Source organism: Halococcus qingdaonensis (assembly GCF_024508235.1).
GTDB lineage: Archaea > Halobacteriota > Halobacteria > Halobacteriales > Halococcaceae > Halococcus > Halococcus qingdaonensis.
The window spans coordinates 1,915,874-1,939,844 of the sequence record NZ_CP101943.1; the positions used below are offsets into that span (position 1 = coordinate 1,915,874).

Consider the following 23,971-nt stretch of genomic DNA (forward strand, 5'->3'; position numbering starts at 1 on the left):
ACTCGCGCCTGCGGCGCTCGTTCACGGCGAACCGCGCTCGTTCCACTCGCGCGGATGCTGACGCTTTCCGCAAACGCACAGCACCGCCGAAGCCCTCGGCGCGCTCCCTTCGGTCGCGGCACTCGCTTCGCTCGTGCCACACGCCTCGCCCTTCATCCACCAGGAGAGCACCGAACCACAGCCGCCGGCTGCCGCACCGCAACCGTCCGGCGGCCGCCGACCGCTCGCGCCGCCACCGCGGCCGCTCAGTAACGACTTTCAGCCCACCGGTCGAAGACAAAGCATGAACCACGAAGCCTCGCGCGATCTCTACGACCGCGCGCTCTCGGTGCTCCCCGGTGGCGTAAACTCGTCGGTGCGAGCGACCCAGCCCTACCCGGCCTTCATCGAGCGCGGCGACGGCGGCCACGTCGTCGACGCCGACGGGAATCGCTACATCGACTACGTGATGGGCTACGGGCCGCTGCTACTGGGCCACGATCTGCCCGAGTCGGTTCAAGCGGCGATCCAATCGTCGATGAGCGAGGGGCCGATGTACGGCGCGCCGACAGAGATCGAGGTCGAACTCGCCGAGTTCGTCGCCCGTCACGTCCCCTCGGTCGAGATGCTACGGTTCGTCAACTCCGGTACCGAAGCGACCGTCTCGGCCGTCCGCCTCGCGCGCGGCTACACCGGCCGCGAGAAGATCGTCGTCATGCAGGGCGGCTACCACGGCGCACAGGAGTCGACACTCGTCGCGGGCGACGCCGAGAACGCGCGCTCCTCCTCGCCCGGCGTGCCACAGACGTTCGCCGAACACACCATCCCGGTGCCGTTCAACGACAGCGAGGCTATCGAAGACGTGTTCGAAACCCACGGCGAGGAGATCGCGGCGGTGCTGACCGAACCGCTGCTCGGTAACACGGCGGGCGTACCCCCTGTCGAGGGCTATCACGAGCTCCTGCGCGAACTCTGCGACGACTCCGGCGCACTCCTGATCTTCGACGAGGTGATGACCGGCTTTCGAGTCGGCGGACTCCAGTGTGCACAGGGGAAACTCGGTGTGACGCCCGATCTCACGACCTTCGCCAAGATCATCGGCGGCGGCTTCCCGGCCGGTGCGGTCGGCGGCCCAGCGGAGATCGTCGAATCGTTCACGCCCGCCGGCGACGTCTTCCAGTCGGGCACCTTCTCCGGCCATCCGGTTGCGATGGCTGCCGGCCTCGAAACACTGCGCTACGCCGCCGAAAACGACGTTTACGATCACGTGAACCGTCTGGGCGAGCAGCTCAGAACGGGCATCGCCGACATCGTCGCCGACCGCGCACCGGGCTACACGATACTGGGCACCGACAGCATGTTCAAGCTCGTGTTCACGCGCGCCGGTGCGACCGACGTCGACGAGGCCTGCGTCCCGGGCTATCGCCAGTCACCCGACAGCGAGTGCTTCGACCACTGTCCGAAAACCGGGGCCGACGTCGAGAGCGCCGAGACCGATCGCTGGGACAGGCTGTTCCGTCCCGCGATGAAAGAGGAAGGGATCTTCCTCACCGCCAACCAGCTCGAATCACAGTTCGTCAGCGACGCCCACACCGACGAGGACGTCGAGCAAACCCTCGAAGCTTACAAGGAGTTCTTCGAATAGCTCAGTCGTCGGCCGGGGCCGATTCGGCGAGTGATTCGGGCGCGACGGGAGCGTAGCGGACGATCTCGTCGAAATGCTCGATGGCGAACCGGTCCCCGTCCGCGATGCCACGCGCGTCGGACTCTCGGAGTCGCGTCTCGACGAACCGCTCAGCGACCAGCGCTTTCCGGGCGTCGCCGCGGTCGAGTTCCGCTTGGGCCTCCGCGAGCAACAGCGCCGCGGTATAGACATCGAAGACGTACTCGGCCAGCTCCTTCGCCTGCAGCTGTGCCTCCTCCACGTCCGCCCCCGCGAGGTGGACGAGCGCCTCCTGGAGACGCGTGAACTCGTCGTCCACCGTCTCGACGCACTCGGCCAGCGCGGGATGCTCGACCGCGTCGATGTGTTCCCGAATCGCCGGCAGCAGCGCCTCGTGGGCGTCCTCGCGATCGAGCGCGCGGAGCAAGTCCAGGCTGAGCACGTTCGATGTGCCCTCCCAGATCGGAAGGACCTGCGCGTCGCGGAGCAGCCGTGGTGTGACGTGCTCCCTGACGTAACCGTTGCCGCCGAGGACCTCACAGGCGTAGGAAGCGGTCTCGACGGCCATCCGCGCGGTCACCTGCTTCGCGATCGGAACGAGCGCGCGCATGAGCGTGAACGCTTCTCGATCCTCTTCCCGCCGGTGGCTGTCAAGCAGGCCAGCACACTCGAACGTAAAGGCCGCGGCGGCCTCGTAGTCGACGCTCATATCCACCAGATCGCGGCGCATGAGCGGCTTCTCCTGGATCGGTTCGCCGAACGCCTCGCGGGTCGCCGCTTGGATCTTCGATTCCAGGAGGGCGCGACCCATGATCCCCACGGCCGCGCCGGCGTTCGAGAGCCGCTCGAAGTTGAGCATCGCGGTCATCTGCCGGAAGCCGTTCTCGGGCTCGCCGACGAGGGAGGCCTCCGTACCGCGGAACTCGATCTCACCCGTCGGCACCGAGAGCGTCCCCAACTTGTCCTTCAGCCGGCGGAAGAGCGCGTCGTTGACCTCGCCGTTCGATTTCGTGCGCGGCACCAAAAACAGCGAGAGCCCCGCGGTGCCGTCGGGCGCGTCGGGTCGCCGGGCCAGCGCGAGCGCGCCCTCGGCGTCGATGTTGGAGCAGAACCACTTCTCGCCGGTCAGTCGGTAGCTGCCGTCGTCCGCCCGCTCGGCGACGGTCTCGTTCGTCCCGACGTCGCTGCCGCCCTGCTTTTCGGTGAGGAACATCGCTCCCTCGATGTGCTCGTCGGCGTCCCGACTGGTGAGTCGTGAGAAATAATCGTCGAGCGAGCCATCGTCGAACTCGTCGAGCACGAGCGCAACGCCGTTCGTCATCGAGACCGGACAGACGAACCCCGCATCGGCGTACGAGAGCAGCGTCTGCTGGGTCAGCGTGTGCGTCAACCCCATCGGCTCCTCGCGACCCGGCGGCGCGTGGAAGGCGTCGTGCGTCAGGCCGAACTCCTCGTAGGCGATGCGCTCGTTTTCGCCCTGTTTGGGGTGATATTCGACTTCGTTTCGGACCTCACCGTCCTCGTCGTACGTGTGGAGTTCGGGCTCGTGTCTGTCGATGCGGTCGGCGTTGTCGGCGACCGTCGAGCCGACGACGTCCCCGAATGCCGACAGTCGGGGCTCGGCCCACGCGAACTCCTCGTCGGGATAGGTTCGCCGTACCTCGAACTGGAGCGTCCGATCGAGCTTCCAGTAGTTCACGTCGCGACCCGTCTCGAACCGGCCGTAGTCGATCGCTTCGCGTGTCATACTCACCCATTGCCTGCCGGCACAATAACCGCTGGGGCGAGTCGCTTTTTCCCCGTGAGCGACTCCTGCCGGTAATGACCGCGTTCACCCGCGAGAAGGCCGTCGAGCGCGTCGAGCGCCTCGTCGAGACCGTCGAGGAGGAGCCGATGCCCGTCCCGGTGCGCGAGCTGTGGGTCTACGGCGATCTCGCGCTCGGGCTCGATCCCGTCGAACGCCTCGACGTCTATCTCACGAAGGACCTGCTCTTCGGCGGCGACGACGATCGCGAGGCCGAGTTCCGCGAGACACACGGCGTCGAGGGGGTCGGCAAGACCGTGAGCGCCGACTGGGCCGACCAGTATCCCGACCGGATCCGCGCCAGCGCCAACGGCTACGCCGCCCCCGAGAAATGTCTCGCGGCCCAGCTCGTCGGCGACGACGAACCAATCCACCTGGAGGTCTGTAACGCGAGCTTCGAGGACAACGTGACCCAGCGCCTCAAGGGGGCGATGGCCCGCGAGAACTACACGGAGATCCTCGACCCGCGCGGGGTCTGTCTCTGGCTCGACGGTCAGCGATCCGAGGACGCGTTCGAAAAACTCGAAGCGGGCGAGTTCGTCTTTCCGACCCTCGCCGACGCGCTCGGAATGGTCGGGATGGACGAGGATGAATCCGAGCGCGCTGCCGACGCGGTGCGAGAGTACCGCGAGCGCCAGGAGGGCGCGAGCGTTCGCGGCGACGTGGTCTGAGCCGCTGCAGCGCCGCGGCGGAACACGAGAAGGGTTAACTCCCCACCGGTCGTCAGCCGGTTGCATGACCGAAGGGAACGAGGAGAGACGGCTGACTCGCCGCCGAACGCTCTCGTTGTCGGCCGGTGCGCTCGCAGTCGGACTCGCCGGCTGTTCCGATATCGGCCTTGGTGGCGAGGGCGAAGAGGGAGAAGGCGGCGGTGAGGGAGAGGAAGGTGGCGAAAATGGAGGCGGTGGGGGCGGCGAAGGAGGAGAGCAAGAAGGCGGTGGAGGCGACGAAGGAGGAGAAGGCGGTGGTGGCGGGGAGCAAGAGGGTGGCGAAGGCGGTGAAGGAGGCGAAGATGGCGGTGGCGAAGGTGGCGAGGAGGGCTAGTCGAGAAATCGGTCCGAGGATCGATCGACCGATCGTGTCCGAGATGCGGTGAAACGGCGACCTCAGTCGGCGCGCAGCTCGCGAACGCGGTCGATGTTCCAGGCGAACCCACGGCCGTCCTCGGTCGGCGTTTCGAGGACGAACGGGAGCTCGCGCAGATCGTCGTGAGTCACGATCGCGCGCATGCCCGCGTCGCCGATCTCGCCCTCGCCGATGTGGGCGTGTTCGTCCTTGTTCGTCCCGCAGGCGTGCTTCGAGTCGTTGAGGTGGAAACAGTGGAGATCGCCGAGGCCCACCGTATCGTCGAAGGCGGCGACGGTTTCTTCGACTGCCTCGGGCGACGAGAGATCGTAGCCCGCGGCGAAGGTGTGGGCGGTGTCGAGGCAGAAGCCGATGTCCGTCTGGCTGCGGTCGCGAACGGCCGCGAGGTGGGCGAACTCGTCGCCCAGTTTGGTGCCGCTGCCGGCGTCGCTTTCGACGAGCAGGGTGACGTCCGCGGGGATGTCGATCTCGTCGATGGCGCTCGCGGCGTTGTCGAGCCCGTTCTCGACGCCAGCACCGGTGTGTGCACCGAGGTGGACATTGACGTACTCGATTCCCAACTGTGAGGCCGCGTCGCACTCGTCCTGGAGGCTCGCGATGGATTTCTCGCGCAGGTCGTCCTTCGGCGTGGCGAGGTTCACGAGGTAGGAGGCGTGGATGACCCACGGGCCGAGTCCGCCCTCGCGAAAGCGGGCGGCCTCCTCGTCGTCGATGTCGGGGCCGGCCCAGACCTGTGGCGAGGCCGTGAATATCTGTCCGCAGTTCCCGCCGACGTCCTCCTCGCGCCCGACGGCGTTGTCGACGCCGCCGGCGATCGAGACGTGTGCTCCGACGTGCATGTACGGACATCGCCGGGAGTACTCATAGGGCCATCGAAGGGCCGCGACTACTCGATCGATTCCTCGCGATCGGCTACGGCTCGCGCTGCGGTTGGATCCTCTCGGTCGCGGTTCCAGGCGTCGCTCGCGAACTTCTCGCGGGCGCGCTCGTGCGCTCGATCGAGTTCGTCGTCGGTCCACGTGCCGACCTCGGCGTCGGCCCAGTCGGCGAGCGCGTTTTCGAACGATTTCACGGCGTGCTCGCGATCCACGCTCGCCTGCTCCCGGACGTTCGTCACCCGTTCGTCGAAGCGCTCCGCGGATGGCGCGTCGACGAAACACGAGAGATGACGCTCGGTCGCGTCGTCGAACAGGATCGAGCCGTGCTGGATGACGCTGTCGCGGCGACGGTACTGAGCGTTGCCGCTGATCTTCCGGCCGTCGGCGGCCACGACGTCGTGAGCCGGATGGAGCGCGCGCAGATAGCAGGCGGGCTCGTAGACCGCCGGACGATCCTCGCTCGCGAACGAGACGGGAACGTCGAGACGGTCGAACCCGTCGAAGAGTGGCTCACAGAGCAGTTCGTAGGTGTCCATCAGATCGCCGGGCAGCTCGGCGGCGGGCGCGACAATGGAGTAAGAGACGTCGCCGTGACTGTCGTGATAGATACCGCCACCGCCGGTCGGCCGGCGCGTCACCGAGATCCCCTCGCGATCGCAGAATCCCCAGTCGACGGTCGCCGGCTCCTGCTGGTAGCCGAGCGAGAGCGTCGCGGGCTCCCAGCGATAGACGCGCACCGTCCGCGGGCCGCCCGCAGCAGCCGTCTCGGCGGCGATCTCGTCGAGCGCCATGTTCAGCGGCCCGGGTCTGACGTCCTCGCGGATGAGCCGCCACTCCCGATCCTCGATGTCGGCCATGCGGAGTGAAACGATCGTCGACGCAAAGCCGTTGTGGACCCGGCGGTCGGGCCAGGAGTTGGTTCCACGTTCCATTGTCTGCACTAAAACAGACAGTACAGGCCGTGAGCGCTGCGATCAGCTCTCATGCCCTCATATATCACAGAACGTTCATTTATTCACGGCTCGAATATCCACGTACCAATGATCCATCCCCCCGGAGCGGTAGCATCAGCGTTTATTTGGTTAGTGACGGTGCTGTTCGCCGTCGCGGGCCTCTTCTGGCTGTTCGAGACCCTCGTCCTCGCGCGGTATCGTGACGACCAGGAGACGGCGTACGGCTCGGACGACGTGCAGGTGCGCATCCTCACGATCGGTGCCGAGGACGTCGTCCAGCAGACGGTCGATTCGTTGCCGGCGTCGATCACCGATCGGCACGTGATCGCCGAGAAACCGATCGCGATCGACGGCGCGGAGGTCCACGTCGTCCCCGAATCGTTCTCCTGCGAGGCGGTCCGGAAGGGCCGCGCGATCGAGTGGGCGCGGCAAACCCTGTCGTGTGATCGAGAATACGTCCTCTATCTCGACGAGGACAGCATCGTCGAGGAGTTCGACGGACTGCCCGACGCCGACGTGGTGCAGTTCAGCGAACGGCCCCGCTACACGGGGTCGTGGCTGGCGTACTTCGCCGACGTGTTCCGCATGGGCGCGCAGATCGAGCAGCACGCCTTCCATCGCTTTCGCATCCCGCTGTTCGCCTGGGGCGGCGGCATCGCCGTCCGGAAATCGCTCGAAGATCGGGTGACGTGGGACTGGCCGACGCTCGTCGAGGACACCGCCTTCCTCTGGCGAGCCGCCGAATCGGAGTCGGTCTCGTACGCGCTCGATTCGGCCAGTTTCTCGAACCAGGCACCGCCGAGCCTCGGCGAGATCTTCCAGCAGCGCCGGCGCTGGGCCGCCGGCAACCATCAGGAGGCCTCGAACCTCCCGCTGCTGTACAAACTGCTCGCGAAGGGGCGATCGTACGTCTGGGCGATCGCCCCAGTCATGCCGCTCGTCACGGTCGGCGTGACGCTCAGCGGCCTACACCTGTTCTGTACCGGGCTCCTGCAGCTGCTCTCGGTGACGCTCGCGCTGTTGATGGTGGTCTGGTTCGCGCTCGGTCTCTTTCAGTACGACCAGCTGTCGCTGCGATCGCTGCCGATGTTCGCGCTCGTTCCGCTGGCCGTGCTCGTCCACTCCGTGGGGGCGACGGCCGGGCTGATCGCACCACCCGACGACTTCCACGTCACCGAGAAGACGACCGACTAAGACGAACCATCGTCAGGAACGAATCGCCGATCGGTCGGTGGCATCTGATGGAAACAGCACGTGAGCCACGGTGCGTGACCGGGCTACCCGAACATGATGTCCGGGCGATCCTGGCTCTCGGCCGCGTCGAGATGCTGGCTCAGCCCCTCGTAGTAGTTCCGTACCTCGTCGGCGAACGCCTCGAGCGGTTCGGTGTCGATGTCGAGCCCGTAGATCGAACGGACGCCCTCGATGAGCCGGAGCGCCGCCTCGACGTCCGGCCCCTGGCTGTGGACCGGCGTCGTGAGGATCCCCGTCGCGAGGTCGGTCTCCAGCCCGCGCTGCATCAGGCTCGCGTTCACGCCGTCGAGGAACCCCTCGGTCATCGGCGGGAGCTCCGTGCTCGACAGCCGGCGCTCCTGGTAGTCCTCGGAGGCGACGTAGAACACCCGATGGCCGTCCGGTCCGTGTGGGATCGGCACGCCCGAGAGTACCGTGACCTCCGCGACGTCGTTGGCGGCCGTCCAGTCGAGCAGCGCCGTGCTGAACGCCTCGGCGGCGACGGGCGGGATGAACAGATCGCCGACCAGAACGGTGACGTCGAGCCCGTCGCGCGAGAACAGCCGCGTGTGGTGGCGCGGTGTGCCGTTCTCGAAGGGCGTGATCGTCGGCAGCTGATCGACGGCGACGTGTCCGCACTCTTCGAGACCGAGGTGATCGACGACGTAGTCGACGGCCGTGAGACCCGCGAGCCCGAATGTCGAGAAACCGGCGATGAGCGTCTCCGACGTCGGCTCGGTCGCCTGTTCGACGTGAAACGACGGTGTCTGCGGTGCTGGCTGTTGCGACATGAACCGCCTTTGCCCGGCCGCGAGTTAACCGTTGGCGTCAGAGAAGCACGACGCCGATCGGTGGCCGCTCACTCGGCGTGGCGGGCGATGTAGACGTCGTAGTCGGGATCCTCGGCGACGGGCGTGCCGACGCTGGTCGGCGGCGCGGTGACGCGACCGGCGTTCTCGCTCCCGACGAAGACGACCGTCGCATTGCGCTCGTGGGCGACCTCACGGATCGTCCGGCTGATGTCGGTCTCGGTCGAGGCGAGCGAACTCGTCGCTTCGGTCGTCTCGACGTGAACCTCGCTTTCGGGCGCGATCTCCCCCGCGGTCATCGCCAGCTCGTCGCCGGCACGCTGGGGATCGAACGGCTCGTCCGCCGTGATCCAGCCACGCTCGCGGGCGAACGAGGCGTCGTATGGGACGACGACGAGCACGAGCACGTCCTCGCCGAGCGCCGATCCGAACTCGCGGGCGCGGGAGAGCGCCGTTTTCGCGAGGGCCGACCCGTCGAAGGGAACCAGCAGCATACGTCGTTCACGGACGGTCATGACATAAGCGTTGGCGCTGAACCATCCTGCTCCCGTCTTCTCTCTCCGTCTTACCCATCCGAACCATCCGCCGGACTCCCCCCCCCCCCCCTCCGGTAGACAGGTATAGGAACCGTGGCAGCGTTCGTCCGAGAATGAGGATACTGGTCACGGGAGCCACGGGAACCGTCGGTCGACACGTCGTGACGAGCCTCGTCGACGGTGACATCACGGACGGAGACACCACGGTGCGAGCGGGCGTCCGGGACGTCGCACGCGCCCGCGAGCGCTTCGGTGACGGGATCGAATACGCGGAGTTCGACTTCCAACGACCCGAGACGTGGGGCGCGGCGTTCGATGGGGTCGACGCGCTCTTTCTCATCCGGCCGCCGACGATCGGGTGCGTCAAGCGCCACATCACGCCCGCGATCGATGCCGCCGCGCGGATGGGCGTCAAGCACGTCGCCTTCCTCTCGGTGCTCGGCGCGGAGAAGAACCCGATCCTGCCCCATCGCCGCATCGAGAGTCATCTCCGAGACGCCGACGTGAGCCACACCTTCCTCCGGGCGTCGTTTTTCATGCAGAACCTCGCCGAGGTCCACCGGGAGGCCATCGCCGAGCGCGACGAGATCTTCGTTCCGGCCGGGAGCGGAAAGACGAGCTTCGTCGACGCGCGCGACATCGGGGCTGCCGCTGCGATCACACTCACCGAGCCCGGCCATCGAAACCGTGCATACGACATCACTGGTCCGGCAGCGTTCGACTACGCAACGGTCGCCGAGATGTTCTCGGACGTGCTCGATCGGCCGATCGACTACGCGAACCCCTCGATCCCGGCGTTCGTCCGGCGGCTCCGTGCCGAGGGACAGCCGCTCGCGTTCGTGCTCGTCATGATCGGCATCTACACCACCGCGCGGCTCGGGTTCGCCGGGCGCGTGAGCCGGGACGTCGAGGCGCTGCTCGGTCGCGAACCGATCCCGCTCGAACGGTTCGTCGCCGACTACGCCGACGGCTTCGAGAGCGCGCAGGCCGAATGAGTCCATATACGGAACGATTTTTCACCCGCGGCGGGTAGCTCGGCCATGATCTGTGTTCTCTCCGATACGCACGGTACCGACGGCCATCGCCTCGACGACCAGCTCCTGGATACCGTCCGCGAGGCCGACCTGGTGGTCCACGCCGGCGACTTCACGACCGAGCGCGTGCTCGACGCCTTCGAGACCGAGTCACGGGCGTTTCGTGCCGTCTACGGTAACAACGCCACGCCGGCCGTCCGCGAGCGCCTGCCGGGCGAGCGCGTCGTCGATCACGAGGGCGTCACCATCGCGCTCACTCATGGCGACGGCCGCGACGAGACGGGACTGGCACTCTTCGGCCGACAGGCCGACGCCGATCTCGTGATCTCGGGGCATTCACACCAGCCGGGCGTCACCGACACGGGCGAGATCGTACTCCTCAATCCCGGCAGTCACGCCGACCCGAGGTGGTATCGGCCGGGCTACGCGGAACTCGACGTGAAAGAAGGGCGTGTCGAGGGGCGACTCTTGGAACCCGACGGAGAGGTCTTCGAGGAGTTCGTGGTGGAACTGTGAACTGAAGCCGTTTCGATACCCACGGCACCGACAGAAATTTGTAGATCGGATTACAATACTGATGCGACGCAGCAGCTGTCACTCAGAGAATGGCACCATCACCGAGCGATCCGGCCACGGCGGTCGTCGTCCCGGTTAGCATCATCGCGTTCCTGTTCGGGATCGTCCAGCTCGGAACCGGGACGCTCTTCGGCGTGCTCCCGATCCTCATCGGCGTCGTCGGCCTGCTCTATCTCGCTGGCGGCGGCGAGCGCATCGGTGAGTGGCTCGACACACGCACCACGGCCGACACGACGGCGGACGATGCTAGCGAGGACGCGTTGACGACCCTCCGGCAGCGATACGCGCGCGGCGAGATCGACCACGCGGAGTTCGAGCGTCGCCTGAACGAGCTCCTGGAAACGGAGACGGTCAGCGACGTGGCCAGCCGAAACGACGAGCGACTCGTCGAGCGGTCGCAATGACGCTCGCCAGCCACGGTCCGACCGCGCCACAGCAACGGCTGTGACGCCCGAAACGGATTTACGCGGCGGTCGGCTACGCGCTTCCATGGCTCTCGGTCTCGACCCGGTGTTGCTCGTTCTCCTTGCAGTCATTCTCCTGGTGTTCTTCGGATTCTACCTCCTCATCCGGCGCACCGCCACCGCCTTCCGTGAGGGCACCGAGCGCGGTCGGCGCTAGTCCAGCGCGCGCTCGACGCGCTCGATCGTTTGCTCGATGTCGCTCTCGTCGACGTCCCAGTGGGTACACAGCCGAACGGTGTGCTCGCCGAACGCCGACGCACGGACCCCTTCCGCGGCGATGGCTTCGATAAACGCCTCGGCCGGGCCGTCGGTCTCGACGAGAACGATGTTCGTCTCGGGTGGTGCGGCGGCGAGGCCGTCGATAGCGTCGAACCCCGCCGCGAGCGTCCGGGCGTTGGCGTGATCCTCGGCGAGTCGGTCGACGTTGTCGAGCGCTTCCAGTCCCGGGGCGGCGATGATCCCCGCCTGGCGCATCCCGCCACCGAGCAGTTTCCGGTTGCGGTGTGCACGCTCGATGAACGCCTCGCTCCCGGCGAGCATCGAGCCGACGGGCGCGCCGAGCCCCTTCGAGAGACAGAACATCACCGAATCGGCGTTGTCGAGCAGCCGCGGGGCGGGTGTGTCGAGCGCGACGCTCGCGTTGAACAGGCGTGCGCCGTCGACGTGGGTCGGAACGCCGTGCTCGTGGGCGGCCGCCGCGGCCGCGTCGATCTCGTCGGCGGTGATGGCGACGCCACCCTTCTGGTTGTGGGTGTTTTCGAGCGCCAGCAGACCGGTGCCGGGCCGGTGATCGGTGCGTTCGACGTACGCGTCGTGGACGGCATCGGGAGTGATGACACCGCGTGTACCGCCGTCGATGGGGCGCGCCTGGAGCCCAGAGTGCTGGGCGAGACCGCCGACTTCCCAGTTGTAGATGTGGCTGTCGCGCTCGCAGAGCAGTTCGTCGCCGCGGTCGGTGTGAGTGCGTGCGGCGATCTGGTTGCCCATCGTCCCCGTCGGAACGTAGAGGGCGGCCTCCATGCCGACGGCCTCGGCGGCACGGGCTTCGAGCTCGTTGACCGTGGGGTCCTCGTCGTAGACGTCATCGCCGACGGCGGCCGTACTGGCCGCCTCGCGCATCGCTTCGTCGGGTCGCGTCACCGTGTCGCTACGGAGATCTATCACGGTTTTCGTACCGGATGCGGGCTGAAATACTCAACGTCATCGGGGTTCGCCACACGCGCCATGGCTTCGCTGCCAGCCACGGCAGGGACAAACGACATACCCCATCGCAACGTAGCCGCTCTCGATGGTAAATCTGGCTCCCGAACTGCCAGACGGATCCCTTTCGACGAGCGAGCTCGAACGCCTCCGCGAGCGCCCAGCGGTGCGGAGCGTCATCGAACTGCCGACCGGCTACGAACACAGCCACGACGTGACGAGCACTGCGACTGCTCTCGTCGACGGAACCGTTCTATATCTCACCCTCGATCCCGACCGCGGGCACTGGCAACAGTGCGTGCTGGCACACGATGCGGACGAACGGGAACTGCTGGAGGCGACGCTCGATCAGTTCGAAGCTGGCTAGTTTCCGGCGACGTCCGCACACGCCTGCATCACGACCTTGCTCAGCGCGGGATGGGCGTGGATCAGCGTGTTCGCAAGCTCGTCGGCCCTGAGCCCGTACCGAACGGCGGGCGTCACCTCGTGGAGCAACGTCGAAGCCTCGTGACCGATAATATGACAGCCGAAGATCTCGTGGCTGTCGGGGTCGGCGAGCACCTTCACGAACCCCCGATCGAGTTTCAGCGCCCGGCTCATCGCCGTGTCGGTGAACTCGGCTCGTCCGACGACGTACTCCTGTCCCTCGTCGTCGAGCGCTGCCTCGGTCTGCCCGACTGCACCGATCTGTGGCTCGGTGAACACCGCGTGCGGGAGGGCGTCGAAGTCAGCGGCTCGTTCCACCCCGTGGACAGCGTTGTCGATCACGATCTCGCCCTCGTAATCGCCGGAATGTTTGAACATCGCGTTGTCGGCGATATCGCCCATCGCCCAGACGTCCTCGACGTTCGTCGTCAACTGCTCGTCGGTCGCGACGAACCCCGCGTCGGTCGTTTCGATATCGGTCTCGTCCAGCCCGATCGAGTCGGTGTTCGGACGGCGGCCGAGCGCCACGAGTAGTTCGTCGCCGGTCACGTCGATCTCGTCGCCGTCCTCCGATTCGGCGCTCACGACGATCCCGTCGTCCGACTCGGCGACGCCCGTGACGTGATGGCCGGTGTAGACGTCGTGGCGCTCGCGAGCGATCTCGGTGAACGCGTCCGCCACCTCGCTGTCCTCGCGGGGCACGAGGAAGTCTTCCATCTCGACGAGCGCGACGTCGGTCCCGAACGAGCCGAAGAAGTAGCCGAGTTCGGCTGCGATGTAGCCGCCGCCGAGCACCACCAACCTGTCCGGCGGCGTTTCGAGCCGGATCGCGTCGTCGCTGGTGAGGAAGTCGACCTCGCTCAGCCCGTCGATCGCGTCGGGCACCATCGGGCGTGATCCGGCCGCGACGACGATCTTCTCGCCGGTGTGCGTTTCGCCGCTCTCGGTCTCGATGGTGTGCTCGTCGACGAACCGCGCCTCCCCCTGGACGAGAGTCAGGTTCTCCTCGTCGCGCTTGTTCGATTCCTTTCCGCTCGCCGCGTCAGCCAGTTCGTCGTTCACCGCGCGGACGAACTCGCCGAAGTGGACCTCCTCGACGGTGGCCTCGATGCCGAACTGCTCGGCCGCGCGGACGTCGTTGAGCGTGTTCGCGTGCTGTATGAGCATCTTCGAGGGGTTGCAGCCACGGTTGAGACAGGTCCCGCCGATCGGTCCTCGCTCGACGAGCGCCGTGTCGAGTCCCGCCGCGGCCGCCGCCGATGCGACCGTGTTGCCGGTGCCACCGCCGAAGACGAGGAGGTCGAAGTTCGCCATACGATCGGGAGACGCCCGACGCATAAATCGGTTTAGCGCGGAGGGCGAGTAGCGACGCTCGAAAGGGTTTTTCACGAAGCGCACAATACTTTCTTCGGATGGCACTTCCTATCGATCCGACCCAGCTGGACGACGAGGACGTCGGCGTGAAGCGGACGACGCTCGACATGGACCACGAGGCGGCCGTCGAACACGTCCGCGAGACGTTTCTGGACGCGGGTTTCGGGATCCCCGTCGAGTTCTCGCCGTCGGAGCTGCTCAACGAGAAGGTCGACGCCGATCGCGATCCCTACTACGTGCTCGGCGCGTGCAATCCCGCGGTCGCCGATCGCGCGCTCGATGCCACCGACGACCGCATGGGCGGACTGTTCCCCTGCAACGTCGTCGTCTGGGAAGAAGAGCCGGGAACGCAGACCGTCTATCACGTCTCGATCATGCGCATCGCGCGCCTCGTCGGGCTAGCCCCCGACGACGAGACGATGGCCGACATCGTCGCGGACACCGGCGCGCTCGCCGAGGAAGCGTTCGAGGCGCTCTGATGGGCCACCACACCTTCGACGCCGACCGCGCGGACAAGCTGGAGGACGCCGGGCGTCGCTACCGGTACGTCTCCGGCGAGGAACTGCTCTGGGCGCTCGCACCCGACCCCGACGACACCGTCGCCGATCTCGGCAGCGGCACGGGCTTTTTCACCGACGTCGTCGCTCCACACGCCGACACGATCTACGCGGTCGACATTCAGGCAGCGATGCACGACCACTACGCCGAAAAGGGGCTGCCCGACAACGTCGAACCGGTGACGACCGGCATCGAGGAGCTGCCCTTCGAGGACGGCTCGATCGACGGCGCGTTCTCGACGATGACCTATCACGAGTTCGCGAGCGACGACGCGCTTGGCGAGATCCAGCGAGTGCTCACCGATTCCGGTCGCCTCGCGATCGTCGACTGGAGCGGCGAGGGTCTCGGCGAGCACGGCCCGCCGCTCGACGAGCGCTACACCGTCGAGACTGTTTCCGAAAAACTCCGCGAACGTGGCTTCACGATCGAGCACGCGTTCACGCGCCCCGAGACCTTTCTCCTCGTCGCCACTATCGAATAATCAGCCGAGCTGGTCGGCGACGACGGCATCGGCGCGTTCGACGAACGCCTCCTCGTCGCCCTTCGGGATCGTGGCCCCCGCGGCCACGTCGTGTCCGCCGCCGTCGCCGCCGAGCGCCCGCGCGACCTCGCCCATCACCGCTGAGAGATCGAGCCCCGATCGAACTAATCTGTGTGTCCCGCGTGCGGAGACCTTGCTCTCGGTGTCGTTTTTCGCTGCGAAGGCGATGACCGGTCGATCGCCGCGCAGTGCGTCGGTCCCGAGCGCCATCCCCGCGATGATGCCGACGATCGTCTCGCGGATCGCCTCGCCGGCGTCGAACCACTGGACGTGCTCGCCCTGCGTGACGCCCTCTTGCTTCACCCAGTCGAGCCCCGTCGCGAGGTTTTTGCGGTGGTTGGTGAGTAGCGTCCTGGCCTCGTCGAGTGCGTCGTCGCGATCGCCGCGACAGACCGCCAGCCCGACGTCGGCGCGGTCGTAGCGCGCGGTCGCGTTGAGCAGCGTCGAGAACTCGCTGGCGTCCCGCAGTTCGGTGCCTTCGGCTTCGTTCGTGAGCGTGTAGGTCGTCCCGACGAGATCGTCGATGCGGCTCGCGGGCACGCCACGGGCGACCGCGCGCTGCAACAGCGCGCTCGCGACCGTCTGTCGCTCGTCGCCCGTCAAATCGACCCAGCGCCGCCACTCCCCATCCCGTTCGAGCTCGATGTCGAGATCGGAGAGGAAGCCGATCGCACCGCGCTCGCTGCCAGAGATGCCTGGAATCCGCACGTCGTTGGCGTATTCGAGGAGTTTCGGCAGCGGGCGGCTCTGCTTGCCATACAGCGCGAGATCGGTCGTCTCGGCGAGTACACCGGCCTCGACGCCCTCGGCGACGATCTCTCTATTCGCGCCGACAAGTTCGCCCGACGAGTCCTGCATGTCGCCGACCGCGCCGACGACCGCCAGCGCCGCCAAGTCGCGGTTCGCTTCGTCGCCCAGCGCCCGCGCGAGAACGTAGGTCGTGCCGGCTCCCGAGAGTTCGGTCGCGCCGTTGAGCCCCTCCAAGAGTGGGTTCAGATGGAACTCGGTCCCGGCGTCGGCCGGCTGGTGGTGGTCGGCGATGACCGGCGTGAACGCGCCCGCGGCCTCGTGGTCGGCGATGTCGTCGAGCTGGCCGCTGCCGAAATCCGTGAAGAGCACGGTGGAGAAATCGCGCTCGGCGATCCCTGCGATCGCGTCGGGATCGAGCTGTTTTGCGAAGACGGTCTCGAAGGGGATGTCGGCGCGATCGAGCGCCTCGGCGGCGATGGCCGCGCTCGTGAGTCCGTCGGCGTCGATGTGCGAGGCGAGCAGCACCCGCTCGGCGCGAGCGAGGCGCTCGGCGCACGATCTCGCGCGTGCGTCGAGTGCCGGAATCGGTCCACCCATCGGCGGCGGCTACGGCGCAATCGGGTTTAAACCTCCGGACCGTGTGCTGTGAACGCGAAAAATCGGCCGATGGCTGTGGCGCGCGGGAGCGCCAGAGGCGCGACTCGTGCGAGGGATGAGCGAACGAGCGAAGCGAGTGAGTGAATCGGTTGGGGAGGGTGTGGCCGTCGCGGTGCGTAGCGGTCGTCTGCGGTTTCACTGCGGATAAAACGATAACAAGACCAATCCGCCGAGTCGTCCGATACAGTCGGTCCCGTCGCTTACTCTGACAGCCGCCCGACGGTCTCTCGCGCGAGCGCCTCGAACGACGCCGATTCGGGAACGACATCGACGCTGATGCCCTCGCGCTCGGCGGTCTTTCGTGTCGGCTCACCGATGGCTCCCACGACCGCATCGTTCAGTCCGGCGACGGCGGCCTCGCGCACGCCCTGCTCGGCGGCGGCCGCGAGGAAGTTCTCGACCGTGAGCGAGGAGGTGAACAGCGCGCCAGCGAGATCGCCGCTCGCCGCCAGCGCCGCCGATTCGCCCGATTCGGGCGGGCGGCGCAGCTCGTAGAGGATCGTCTCGTGGACGTACGCGCCGGCGCGTTCGAGCCCGTCGGTGAGTTTCGGCGAGCCATGCGTGCTCCGGGCGACTTCACAGCGCGCGCCCGCGATCTCGTCCTCCAGATCGGCGACCATTCCCACGGAGGAGAACTCCGCCGGCACGCGATCGACGTCGTAGCCCGCCGCGCGCAGCGCCGCCGCCGTGGCGTCGCCGATGGCACAGAGCACGCCGTCGGACTGCCAGCCCGCCTCGGTGGCGATTTCGACGCCCGTCTTGCTCGTGAGCACGGTGTAGTCGGCGTCGGTCCGGGGTGTCTCCCCGGTGGCTTCGACCGCGAGCATCGGGTCGAGAACCGGGTCGACGCCGAGCGACGAGAGCAGTTCGCCCGCGCGTTCGAGGCGCTCGTCGTCCGGCCGGAAGGCGGCGACGTTCATCGCTCGGCCTCCCGGGGCTGCTCGCGCTCGCCGACGACCTGCCCGATAACCGTGACTGCTGGCGGTTCGACGCCCTCGCGTTCGGCGACGTCGACGATGGTGTCGAGTGTTCCCGTCGCCACCTGCTGGTCGGGACGACTCGCGCGTTCGACGAGCGCGACCGGAACGTCACTCCCCATTCCGGCTTCCCGGAGCGCGGCGGTGTAGTCGGGGAGCTTGCCGACGCCCATCAGGACGACGATCGTCCCACCGGTGGCGGCGAGCGCCTCCCAGTTCACGGCCGATTCCTCTTTCGTCGGGTCTTCGTGGCCGGTGACGAACGACACGCTCGAAGCGTGCTCGCGGTGAGTGGTGGGCACCCCCGCGAGTTCGGGTGCGGCGAGCGCCGAGGAGATCCCCGGCACGACCTCGAAATCGACCCCGTTGGCGGCGAGATGGCTCGTCTCCTCGCCGCCGCGGCCGAAAACGAACGGGTCGCCACCTTTGAGCCGGACGACGTCCTTGCCTTCGCGAGCGAGTTCGACCAGCCGCTCGTTGGTGTACTCCTGGCTCGTGCGCTCGCCACCGGCGCGTTTGCCGACGTCCTCGCGCTTCGCCTCGGGGATCGTGTCGATGATATCGGGCCCCGGAAGCTTGTCGTGGAGTACGACGTCGGCCGCGTCGATGCGCCGGCGTGCCTTCACGGTCAGGAGCTCCGGATCGCCCGGACCGCTGCCGACGAGGGACACAGTACCGTTCATTCGGCGCGCTTGGCCTCCCCGTCGGTCCCGCGGGCCTGTTCGATGAGTTCGGCCGCACCCTGCTCGGCGAGATCGGCGGCGAGGTCGCTGGCCGCCTCGGGGTGGCTCTCGATGGGCAGATCCCGCGTCGTGCTCACCTCTTCGGTGCCGTCCTCGCTCAGTACGCGCACCACGGTGTGGACGTACTCGCCCTGCACGACCGCGTACGCGCCCATCGGGGCGACACAGCCGCCGCCGAGCTCCTCCAGAACGACTCGCTCGACGGTCGTCTCGACGCGCGTGCGCGGGTGATCGATCGCCTCGTTGACCGTCTCGGCGAACCTGCCGTCGGGGGCAGTCACCGCGAGCGCACCCTGCCCGGGAGCCGGGACGAACGTCTCGGGCGGGAGCTCCTGAATGTCGAGCCCACGGCCGATCCCCGTCCGTTCGAGCCCCGCCGCCGCGAGCACGATGGCGTCGTACTCCGTATCGACCTCGCGTTCGAGTGATCGCCGCTCGATCTCGCGCAGATCGTCGAACCACTCCTGGGGCGTGCGCTCGAACTCGTCGTCATCCTCCTCGTCGGCCTCCATCCGTTCTTCGTGCTCGCGCTGGCGATGCGGCGCGAGCAGCTTCTCGATGCGGGTGTCGACGTTGCCCCGGAGCGGTTCGACGTCCAAATCGGGGCGGGTGGCGAGTATCTCGGCCTTCCGGCGGAGGCTCGACGTGCCGACGGTCGCACCATCAGGCAGTTCGTCGAAGTCCGTCCCGTCGGGCGTGACGAGCACGTCGCCCGGGGTCGCCCGCTCGGGGACACCTGCGACGACCAGATCGTCCATCCCCTCGGTCGGGACGTCCTTCATCGAGTGGACGGCGAGATCACAGTCGCCGTCGAGGACCTCCTCGTCGAGCGCGCGGACGAACGCGCCCGTCTTCCCGAGGCGGTGGATGAGTTCGTCACGGATCTTGTCACCCCGCGTCTCGACCTCGACGAGTTCGACCGACCGACGACGTGATTCGAGGTGTTCCTGGACGCCGGCAGCCTGACGGCGCGCGAGGTCCGACCCCCGCGTCGCCAGCCTGATGGCTCCCTCGTGTGTGCTCATGCCCGCACTCGGACGGCTGGGTTGATACCCCCTTCGAGAGCGCCTCATCGCTGGATGATCGTCGAGGGTCGAGTGCCGGCGCTGCCGCCGCCGGCCGGCGGCGGTTGCGGTGCGGGAGCCGTGCAGTCCTGGCGGATGAAGGGCGAGGCGCGAGCGAGGCCGCAGGCCGAGCGAGTAGCGACCGCAGGGAGCGCGCCGAGGGCTTCGGCGGTGCTGTGCGGGAGTTGTCGCATCCGCGCGAGTGGAACGAGCGCGGTTCGCCGTGAGCGACCGCAGGGAGCGAGCGGGAGTTTTTAGCGTAGCTTTTTGCAAGCGGGGGTCGGGCGAGCGAACACGGTGAGCAAGCGCGACCCCCGCAGTAAAAAGGTACTACCACGGCTCGCTCTTCAGGCCGGCACGATAGGCGATCACGTTGGTGGTGACGTGCAGGAGCGGCGTCAGCACGAGCGCCGCCGCGAGCACGGGGAGTGTGAAGGTCGCCGTGAACCACGTGGTAGCGGCCAGTGCGGCGAGGACGAGCGCGCCGACGAGGAAGTCGAGTTGGTCGAGTCCGGGAAACGCCGCGCCGCGCGAGCGGCCGGTGCGCCGTTTGAGGAAGGAGGCGACGATGTCGCCGAGGATCGCTCCGAGCGGGAGCGCGAGGGCGGCAGCAGGGGGAAACATCGGTAGTGCCAATCCAGTCGCGGTCCCGACGGTGGGGGCGATAGCGTTGAGCAGGGCCGCGACAGCCACACCGGCGAGCGTGCCGGCGAGTGCGCCGCGCCAGGTCTTGCCGTCGCCGAGAAGGCGTGCGCCGTCGAGCGTCCGACCGCCGTCGATGGGGCGACCGCCGCCGAGGAGCACGGCGGCGTTGTTCGGGACGTACGCCGGCAACAGCGCCCAGATCGCGACGGCGACCGTCTCGACGAGAGTCACGGAGGCACTCGACCCGGGGCGCTCTTAACCGCCCGGATTCGCCGCGCGAGCGACAGTTCTTTGCCGCCGACGGCAAAACTTGCGACCATGATACCGCCGATCGCGGATCGGTTCGTCGCCGGCGAGACCGAACGCGATGTCATCACTCACGCCCGCGTGCTCGACACCGAGGGTATCAACAGCATCTGTAATCTCCTCGGCGAACACTACGACAGCCCGGAGCCGGCCGCCGCCGACCGCGAGTCCTACTGCGCGCTCATCGAGGCGATCGGCGAGGAAGATATCGACGCCACGGTCTCGATCAAGCCCTCACAACTCGGTCTCGGCATCGCCGAGGGATGCTTTCGCTCCAATCTCGAACTCGTCGTCGAGCGGGCGGCCGAGCAGGGGGTGTTCCTCTGGATCGACATGGAGGACCACGAGACGACCGACGCGACGCTCGACGCCTACACCCACCACGTCGAGGAGTACGACGGGATCGGCGTCTGCGTGCAGGCGAACCTCAAACGGACGCCCGACGATCTCCACCGACTGGCCGATTATCCCGGAAAGGTCAGGCTGGTCAAGGGTGCCTACGACGAACCCGGTGACGTCGCCTACCGGGAGAAGTCGCGGGTCAACGAGGCCTATCGCGAGTGTCTGGAGATCATGTTCGCCGAGTTCGACGGCGGCATCGCGGTCGGCAGCCACGATCCCGCGATGATCGACTACGCCGAGGGGCTCCACGACGAGCACGGAACGGCGTTCGAGATACAGATGCTGATGGGTGTTCGCGAGGACGCACAGCACGACCTCGCCGCCGAGCACGAAGTCTATCAGTACATTCCCTACGGCGACAGCTGGCTGTCGTACTTCTATCGTCGGATGATGGAGCGCCGGGAGAACCTGCTGTTCGGGCTGCGCGCGCTGCTCGGGCGGTAGCGACCACCCCAGCCAACGCCGACGGACCGTTGCTCGACCCGGATTTCGCCGGCAGTATCATAACCTTCGGGGGATCATACGGGCCAATGGTCTCGTGGAAGCGCGATGGCACCCGTGGACTGGTCGTGCTCGTGCCCATCATCGTCACCCTCTACGTGCTCGCATTCGTCTACAACACGATCGCCAGCCTGCCCTTCATCGAGGCGATCCAGCCGGCGATCGTCCGGGTGCCACTCACGCTCGCGGTGTTCGCACTGCTGGTCTTCGGCGCTGGCTACCTGATGCGCACCGCGAGCGGCCCGCTGGTGGAGGGGGCGATCGACGACGTGATGAACAGCCTGCCGGGACTCCGGGTGGTCTACAACGCCTCGAAGATGGCCGTCGAGACGGCCGTCACGGGCACCGGTGATCTCCAGGCACCGGTGAAACTCGAGACGTGGGACGGCCTACGGATGACAGCGTTCAAGACCGGCAAGCGAACCGAGGACGGCCGGGACGTGCTCTTCCTCCCGACCGCGCCGAACATCACCACCGGGTTCGTCATCGAGGTCGCGCCCGATCAGTACGAGGAGACCGACGAACGCGTCGAGGACGCACTCACACGGGTACTCAGCGCCGGTTTCGGCGAGACCAACGACTCCGAAGTCCCCATCGACGTCCGTGATGAACCGCTCTATCGCGAGTCGTAGACACCACCGACAGATATTCTCACGTCGACTGCACCGACCGCCGTCGGGCGCTGTCGCGCCGTTTATACCCAGCGCGGTCGATCCGACGGCATGACCGACACGGAGCTCATCGACGCGCTGCGACGGGTCGACGCGGTCGAATTCGGCGAGTTCGAACTCTCCCACGGCGGCACGAGCGACTACTACGTCGACAAATACCGTTTCGAGACCGATCCGGACTGTCTCTCGCTGATCGCCGACGCGTTCGCGACACGGCTCGACGACGAGACACTCGCCGGTGTCGCCCTCGGCGGAGTGCCACTAGTGGCCGTGACGAGCGTCGAGACCGATTCGCCGTACGTCATCGCCAGGAAACAGAAAAAGGAGTACGGAACGAGCAATCGGATCGAAGGCGAGCTGGCCGAGGGCGAGTCGGTCGTCGTCATCGAGGACATCGCCACGACGGGCCAGAGCGCGCTCGATGCGGTCACGGCGCTGCGGGAGGCCGGCGCGCGCGTCGAGCGCGTGCTCGTCGTCGTCGACCGCGAGGAAGGTGCCCGCGAAACCCTCGCCGAGGCCGACGTCGAACTCGACGCGCTGGTCACTGCCTCGGAGCTGCTCGCCGACGAGTAAACCGGCCGACCGCGCGACGGTATACTGTCGGACAGAATGGGCCGAGGGATCGTGATACGAACGGCTATTCGTCGTACCGGAGTCTTCGATCCGCTACTCGCGGACTACTGTCCGACAGTACAATCGCAAGCGATTCAACCGCCGGGCTGCGCTGAACGCGTATGGCTTCGCTTCCGCCGCGGCGCTGGCTGCTCAGGGGCGCGCTCGCGCTCGTCGTGGGCGCACTGCTCCTCGCGGCGGCCGTCTCGGCGGCCACCTACGAGCCGACGAATCTCGGCCCCGGCACGATCGACGAGCCCGCCAACGGCTCGACGGTCGTGAGCGTGCAGGGGTTCCACTTCCAGGGTATCGGCAACGGAAAGAAGCCGGCCCGTCTCGTCTCCGCCGGCCCGCGTGGGGCGACCGAATGGGTCCACAACGGCTCCCAGGAGGGTGCACGCTGGTTCTACGACGTCGATCCGCTCGCGAACGGCAACCTGCTCGTGACCTCTACGGTGCCGGGCGACACTGTGGTGTACGAACTCGATCCCGAGACCGACAGCCGCGTCTGGGAGGAGACGTTCGACGCCGAGGACACCCACGACGTGGATCTCATCAACGGCGATCAGCTGCTCGTGGCGAACATGCGGAAGACGAACGAATCCGGCGTCGCGAACGACCGACTGTTCATCTACGACCGCAGCGAAGGTGAGATCGTCTGGGAGTGGACGTTCAACGAACACTTCCCGGAATCGACCGACGGCGGCTACTCGGAGGATTGGTCACACGTCAACGACGTCGACAAGATCGGCGACGGGAAGTATCTCGCCTCGCCGCGCAACTTCGATCAGGTGATCGTCGTCGATCGGGAAACGGACGACATCACCACGCGCCTCGGCAGCGACGGCAACCACTCGCGACTGTTCGAACAGCACAACCCCGACTATCTCGAAGGGCCGAACGGCACGCCGACGATACTGGTGGCTGACTCGGAGAACGATCGCGTGATCGAGTACGCCCGCGAGGGCCCCGGCGAGTGGAATCGGACGTGGGAGCTCTCGGGCGGGTTCAACTGGCCGCGCGACGCCGATCGCCTGCCCAACGGCAACACGCTCATCACGGACACGCTGAACCATCGCGTCGTCGAGGTCACGCCCGACGGCGAGATCGTCTGGGAGTATTACGCACCGTGGGCACCCTACGACGCCGAACGACTGAGCGCCGCCGGATCGAGCGAGCGAAACGCCTCGGTCGGCGGGTCACACGGTCCGACCGCGACCGAAATGAACGCATCGGGCAACTATAGCCTCTCGGGCAGCGCCAAGAGCGGTCCCGGTGACCAGGCGAGATTTTCGTCGTGGGTCGCGGCCGCAGCGGCCGGCACGCCGGTACAGGAGGTCGTCCAGTCGGCCGCCGAGCGCTATGCGCACGTGACGCCGTTCTTCCGCCCGGTCTGGCTGTCGAGCTGGGCCTTCGCCGCGCTCGTCGGGGCGCTGCTCGTCGTGCTCGTCTGGGTCGTCGGTGAGGTCGTCTATCAACGCCGGCGCATCCGGCGGCGGGTCGCGGGCGTGTTCTCCTGACCGGTGTTG

At 67.2% G+C, this 23,971-nt stretch carries 27 protein-coding genes; 15 read left to right on the forward strand and 12 right to left on the reverse strand.

Annotation, left to right across the window (positions count from 1 at the left end):
• Positions 1-283 precede the first annotated feature (283 nt).
• Positions 284-1,624: a glutamate-1-semialdehyde 2,1-aminomutase gene (gene hemL / locus NO363_RS09860; protein ID WP_256684760.1), complete on the forward strand. Its 1,341-nt coding sequence runs from the start codon at positions 284-286 to the stop codon at positions 1,622-1,624.
• Between the two features lies 1 nt (position 1,625).
• On the opposite strand, the gene NO363_RS09865 is transcribed toward hemL, so the two are convergent.
• Positions 1,626-3,389: an acyl-CoA dehydrogenase family protein gene (locus NO363_RS09865; RefSeq protein WP_256684762.1), complete on the reverse strand. Its 1,764-nt coding sequence runs from the start codon at positions 3,387-3,389 to the stop codon at positions 1,626-1,628.
• A 74-nt stretch (positions 3,390-3,463) separates the two neighbouring features.
• On the opposite strand from NO363_RS09865, the gene NO363_RS09870 reads away from it, so the two are divergent.
• Positions 3,464-4,117 carry a DUF7095 family protein gene (locus tag NO363_RS09870; protein ID WP_256684764.1) on the forward strand — a complete coding sequence of 218 codons (654 nt, stop codon included), beginning with the start codon at positions 3,464-3,466 and terminating at the stop codon, positions 4,115-4,117.
• A gap of 125 nt (positions 4,118-4,242) precedes the next feature.
• Entirely contained in the window at positions 4,243-4,542 is a 300-nt protein-coding gene (locus tag NO363_RS09875) for a hypothetical protein (protein WP_256684767.1), read from the forward strand.
• A 10-nt stretch (positions 4,543-4,552) separates the two neighbouring features.
• On the opposite strand, the gene NO363_RS09880 is transcribed toward NO363_RS09875, so the two are convergent.
• Together NO363_RS09880 and NO363_RS09885 are read right to left on the reverse strand one after the other, a co-directional pair.
• Entirely contained in the window at positions 4,553-5,371 is an 819-nt protein-coding gene (locus NO363_RS09880) for a deoxyribonuclease IV (protein ID WP_256684768.1), read from the reverse strand.
• Between the two features lie 47 nt (positions 5,372-5,418).
• Positions 5,419-6,267: a lipoate--protein ligase family protein gene (locus NO363_RS09885; protein WP_256684769.1), complete on the reverse strand. Its 849-nt coding sequence runs from the start codon at positions 6,265-6,267 to the stop codon at positions 5,419-5,421.
• Between the two features lie 228 nt (positions 6,268-6,495).
• Between NO363_RS09885 and NO363_RS09890 the strand changes: the two genes are divergently transcribed.
• Complete coding sequence (locus NO363_RS09890) at positions 6,496-7,557, forward strand: glycosyltransferase family 2 protein (protein WP_256684770.1); 1,062 nt, start codon at positions 6,496-6,498, stop codon at positions 7,555-7,557.
• A gap of 83 nt (positions 7,558-7,640) precedes the next feature.
• Here the strand turns inward: NO363_RS09890 and NO363_RS09895 are convergent, their stop codons facing one another.
• Together NO363_RS09895 and NO363_RS09900 are read right to left on the reverse strand one after the other, a co-directional pair.
• Positions 7,641-8,387 (reverse strand): proteasome assembly chaperone family protein, encoded by a 747-nt coding sequence (locus tag NO363_RS09895; protein WP_256684772.1) that lies wholly within the window; start codon positions 8,385-8,387, stop codon positions 7,641-7,643.
• A 68-nt stretch (positions 8,388-8,455) separates the two neighbouring features.
• Positions 8,456-8,899 carry a universal stress protein gene (locus tag NO363_RS09900; RefSeq protein ID WP_256684775.1) on the reverse strand — a complete coding sequence of 148 codons (444 nt, stop codon included), beginning with the start codon at positions 8,897-8,899 and terminating at the stop codon, positions 8,456-8,458.
• 155 nt (positions 8,900-9,054) lie between these two features.
• Between NO363_RS09900 and NO363_RS09905 the strand changes: the two genes are divergently transcribed.
• The 4 genes from NO363_RS09905 to NO363_RS09920 all read left to right on the forward strand — a co-directional run bounded on the left by NO363_RS09905 (position 9,055) and on the right by NO363_RS09920 (position 11,172).
• Complete coding sequence (locus tag NO363_RS09905) at positions 9,055-9,936, forward strand: SDR family oxidoreductase (protein WP_256684776.1); 882 nt, start codon at positions 9,055-9,057, stop codon at positions 9,934-9,936.
• A 45-nt stretch (positions 9,937-9,981) separates the two neighbouring features.
• Positions 9,982-10,491: a metallophosphoesterase gene (locus NO363_RS09910; RefSeq protein ID WP_256684778.1), complete on the forward strand. Its 510-nt coding sequence runs from the start codon at positions 9,982-9,984 to the stop codon at positions 10,489-10,491.
• Between the two features lie 89 nt (positions 10,492-10,580).
• Entirely contained in the window at positions 10,581-10,955 is a 375-nt protein-coding gene (locus NO363_RS09915; RefSeq protein WP_256684779.1) for an SHOCT domain-containing protein, read from the forward strand.
• A gap of 85 nt (positions 10,956-11,040) precedes the next feature.
• On the forward strand, positions 11,041-11,172 hold the full coding sequence (locus NO363_RS09920) for a DUF7859 family protein (protein WP_256684780.1): 132 nt from the start codon (positions 11,041-11,043) through the stop codon (positions 11,170-11,172).
• Here NO363_RS09920 and NO363_RS09925 read toward each other — a convergent pair.
• Positions 11,169-12,179 (reverse strand): threonine aldolase family protein, encoded by a 1,011-nt coding sequence (locus NO363_RS09925; RefSeq protein WP_256684782.1) that lies wholly within the window; start codon positions 12,177-12,179, stop codon positions 11,169-11,171. The genes NO363_RS09920 and NO363_RS09925 overlap by 4 nt on opposite strands.
• Before the next feature lie 124 nt (positions 12,180-12,303).
• On the opposite strand from NO363_RS09925, the gene NO363_RS09930 reads away from it, so the two are divergent.
• Positions 12,304-12,582 carry a DUF7964 domain-containing protein gene (locus NO363_RS09930; RefSeq protein WP_256684784.1) on the forward strand — a complete coding sequence of 93 codons (279 nt, stop codon included), beginning with the start codon at positions 12,304-12,306 and terminating at the stop codon, positions 12,580-12,582.
• Here the strand turns inward: NO363_RS09930 and NO363_RS09935 are convergent.
• Positions 12,579-13,955 (reverse strand): dihydrolipoyl dehydrogenase family protein, encoded by a 1,377-nt coding sequence (locus NO363_RS09935; protein WP_256684785.1) that lies wholly within the window; start codon positions 13,953-13,955, stop codon positions 12,579-12,581. The genes NO363_RS09930 and NO363_RS09935 overlap by 4 nt on opposite strands.
• A 98-nt stretch (positions 13,956-14,053) precedes the next feature.
• On the opposite strand from NO363_RS09935, the gene NO363_RS09940 reads away from it, so the two are divergent.
• Positions 14,054-14,494 carry a DUF302 domain-containing protein gene (locus tag NO363_RS09940; RefSeq protein WP_256684787.1) on the forward strand — a complete coding sequence of 147 codons (441 nt, stop codon included), beginning with the start codon at positions 14,054-14,056 and terminating at the stop codon, positions 14,492-14,494.
• A complete protein-coding gene (locus NO363_RS09945) occupies positions 14,494-15,054 on the forward strand; it encodes a class I SAM-dependent methyltransferase (protein WP_256684788.1) in 561 nt (186 codons plus the stop codon). The genes NO363_RS09940 and NO363_RS09945 overlap by 1 nt, the downstream gene beginning before the upstream one ends.
• On the opposite strand, the gene recJ is transcribed toward NO363_RS09945, so the two are convergent.
• The 5 genes from recJ to NO363_RS09970 form a co-directional block, all read right to left on the reverse strand.
• A complete protein-coding gene (gene recJ / locus NO363_RS09950) occupies positions 15,055-16,461 on the reverse strand; it encodes a RecJ family nuclease (RefSeq protein WP_256684789.1) in 1,407 nt (468 codons plus the stop codon).
• 260 nt (positions 16,462-16,721) lie between these two features.
• On the reverse strand, positions 16,722-17,441 hold the full coding sequence (locus NO363_RS09955; protein ID WP_256684791.1) for a uroporphyrinogen-III synthase: 720 nt from the start codon (positions 17,439-17,441) through the stop codon (positions 16,722-16,724).
• Positions 17,438-18,181, reverse strand: a complete 744-nt coding sequence (cobA, locus tag NO363_RS09960; RefSeq protein ID WP_256684792.1) for a uroporphyrinogen-III C-methyltransferase — start codon at positions 18,179-18,181, stop codon at positions 17,438-17,440. Before cobA ends, NO363_RS09955 begins: the two co-directional genes overlap by 4 nt.
• Entirely contained in the window at positions 18,178-19,266 is a 1,089-nt protein-coding gene (gene hemC / locus NO363_RS09965) for a hydroxymethylbilane synthase (RefSeq protein WP_256684794.1), read from the reverse strand. The genes cobA and hemC overlap by 4 nt, the downstream gene beginning before the upstream one ends.
• 369 nt (positions 19,267-19,635) lie before the next feature.
• Positions 19,636-20,181, reverse strand: a complete 546-nt coding sequence (locus NO363_RS09970; protein ID WP_256684796.1) for a CDP-2,3-bis-(O-geranylgeranyl)-sn-glycerol synthase — start codon at positions 20,179-20,181, stop codon at positions 19,636-19,638.
• A gap of 87 nt (positions 20,182-20,268) precedes the next feature.
• Here NO363_RS09970 and NO363_RS09975 point away from each other — a divergent pair, with 87 nt between their 5' ends.
• The 4 genes from NO363_RS09975 to NO363_RS09990 all read left to right on the forward strand — a co-directional run bounded on the left by NO363_RS09975 (position 20,269) and on the right by NO363_RS09990 (position 23,962).
• Positions 20,269-21,102: a proline dehydrogenase family protein gene (locus tag NO363_RS09975; RefSeq protein WP_256684797.1), complete on the forward strand. Its 834-nt coding sequence runs from the start codon at positions 20,269-20,271 to the stop codon at positions 21,100-21,102.
• Positions 21,103-21,188: 86 nt separating this feature from the next.
• The gene (locus tag NO363_RS09980; RefSeq protein ID WP_256684799.1) at positions 21,189-21,791 is read left to right on the forward strand and encodes a DUF502 domain-containing protein; all 603 of its coding nucleotides are present in this window, start codon (positions 21,189-21,191) and stop codon (positions 21,789-21,791) included.
• 90 nt (positions 21,792-21,881) lie between these two features.
• Positions 21,882-22,403, forward strand: coding sequence for an orotate phosphoribosyltransferase (gene pyrE, locus NO363_RS09985; RefSeq protein WP_256684801.1), 522 nt, complete (start codon positions 21,882-21,884; stop codon positions 22,401-22,403).
• A gap of 161 nt (positions 22,404-22,564) precedes the next feature.
• Positions 22,565-23,962 (forward strand): aryl-sulfate sulfotransferase, encoded by a 1,398-nt coding sequence (locus NO363_RS09990; RefSeq protein WP_256684803.1) that lies wholly within the window; start codon positions 22,565-22,567, stop codon positions 23,960-23,962.
• Positions 23,963-23,971 lie beyond the last annotated feature (9 nt).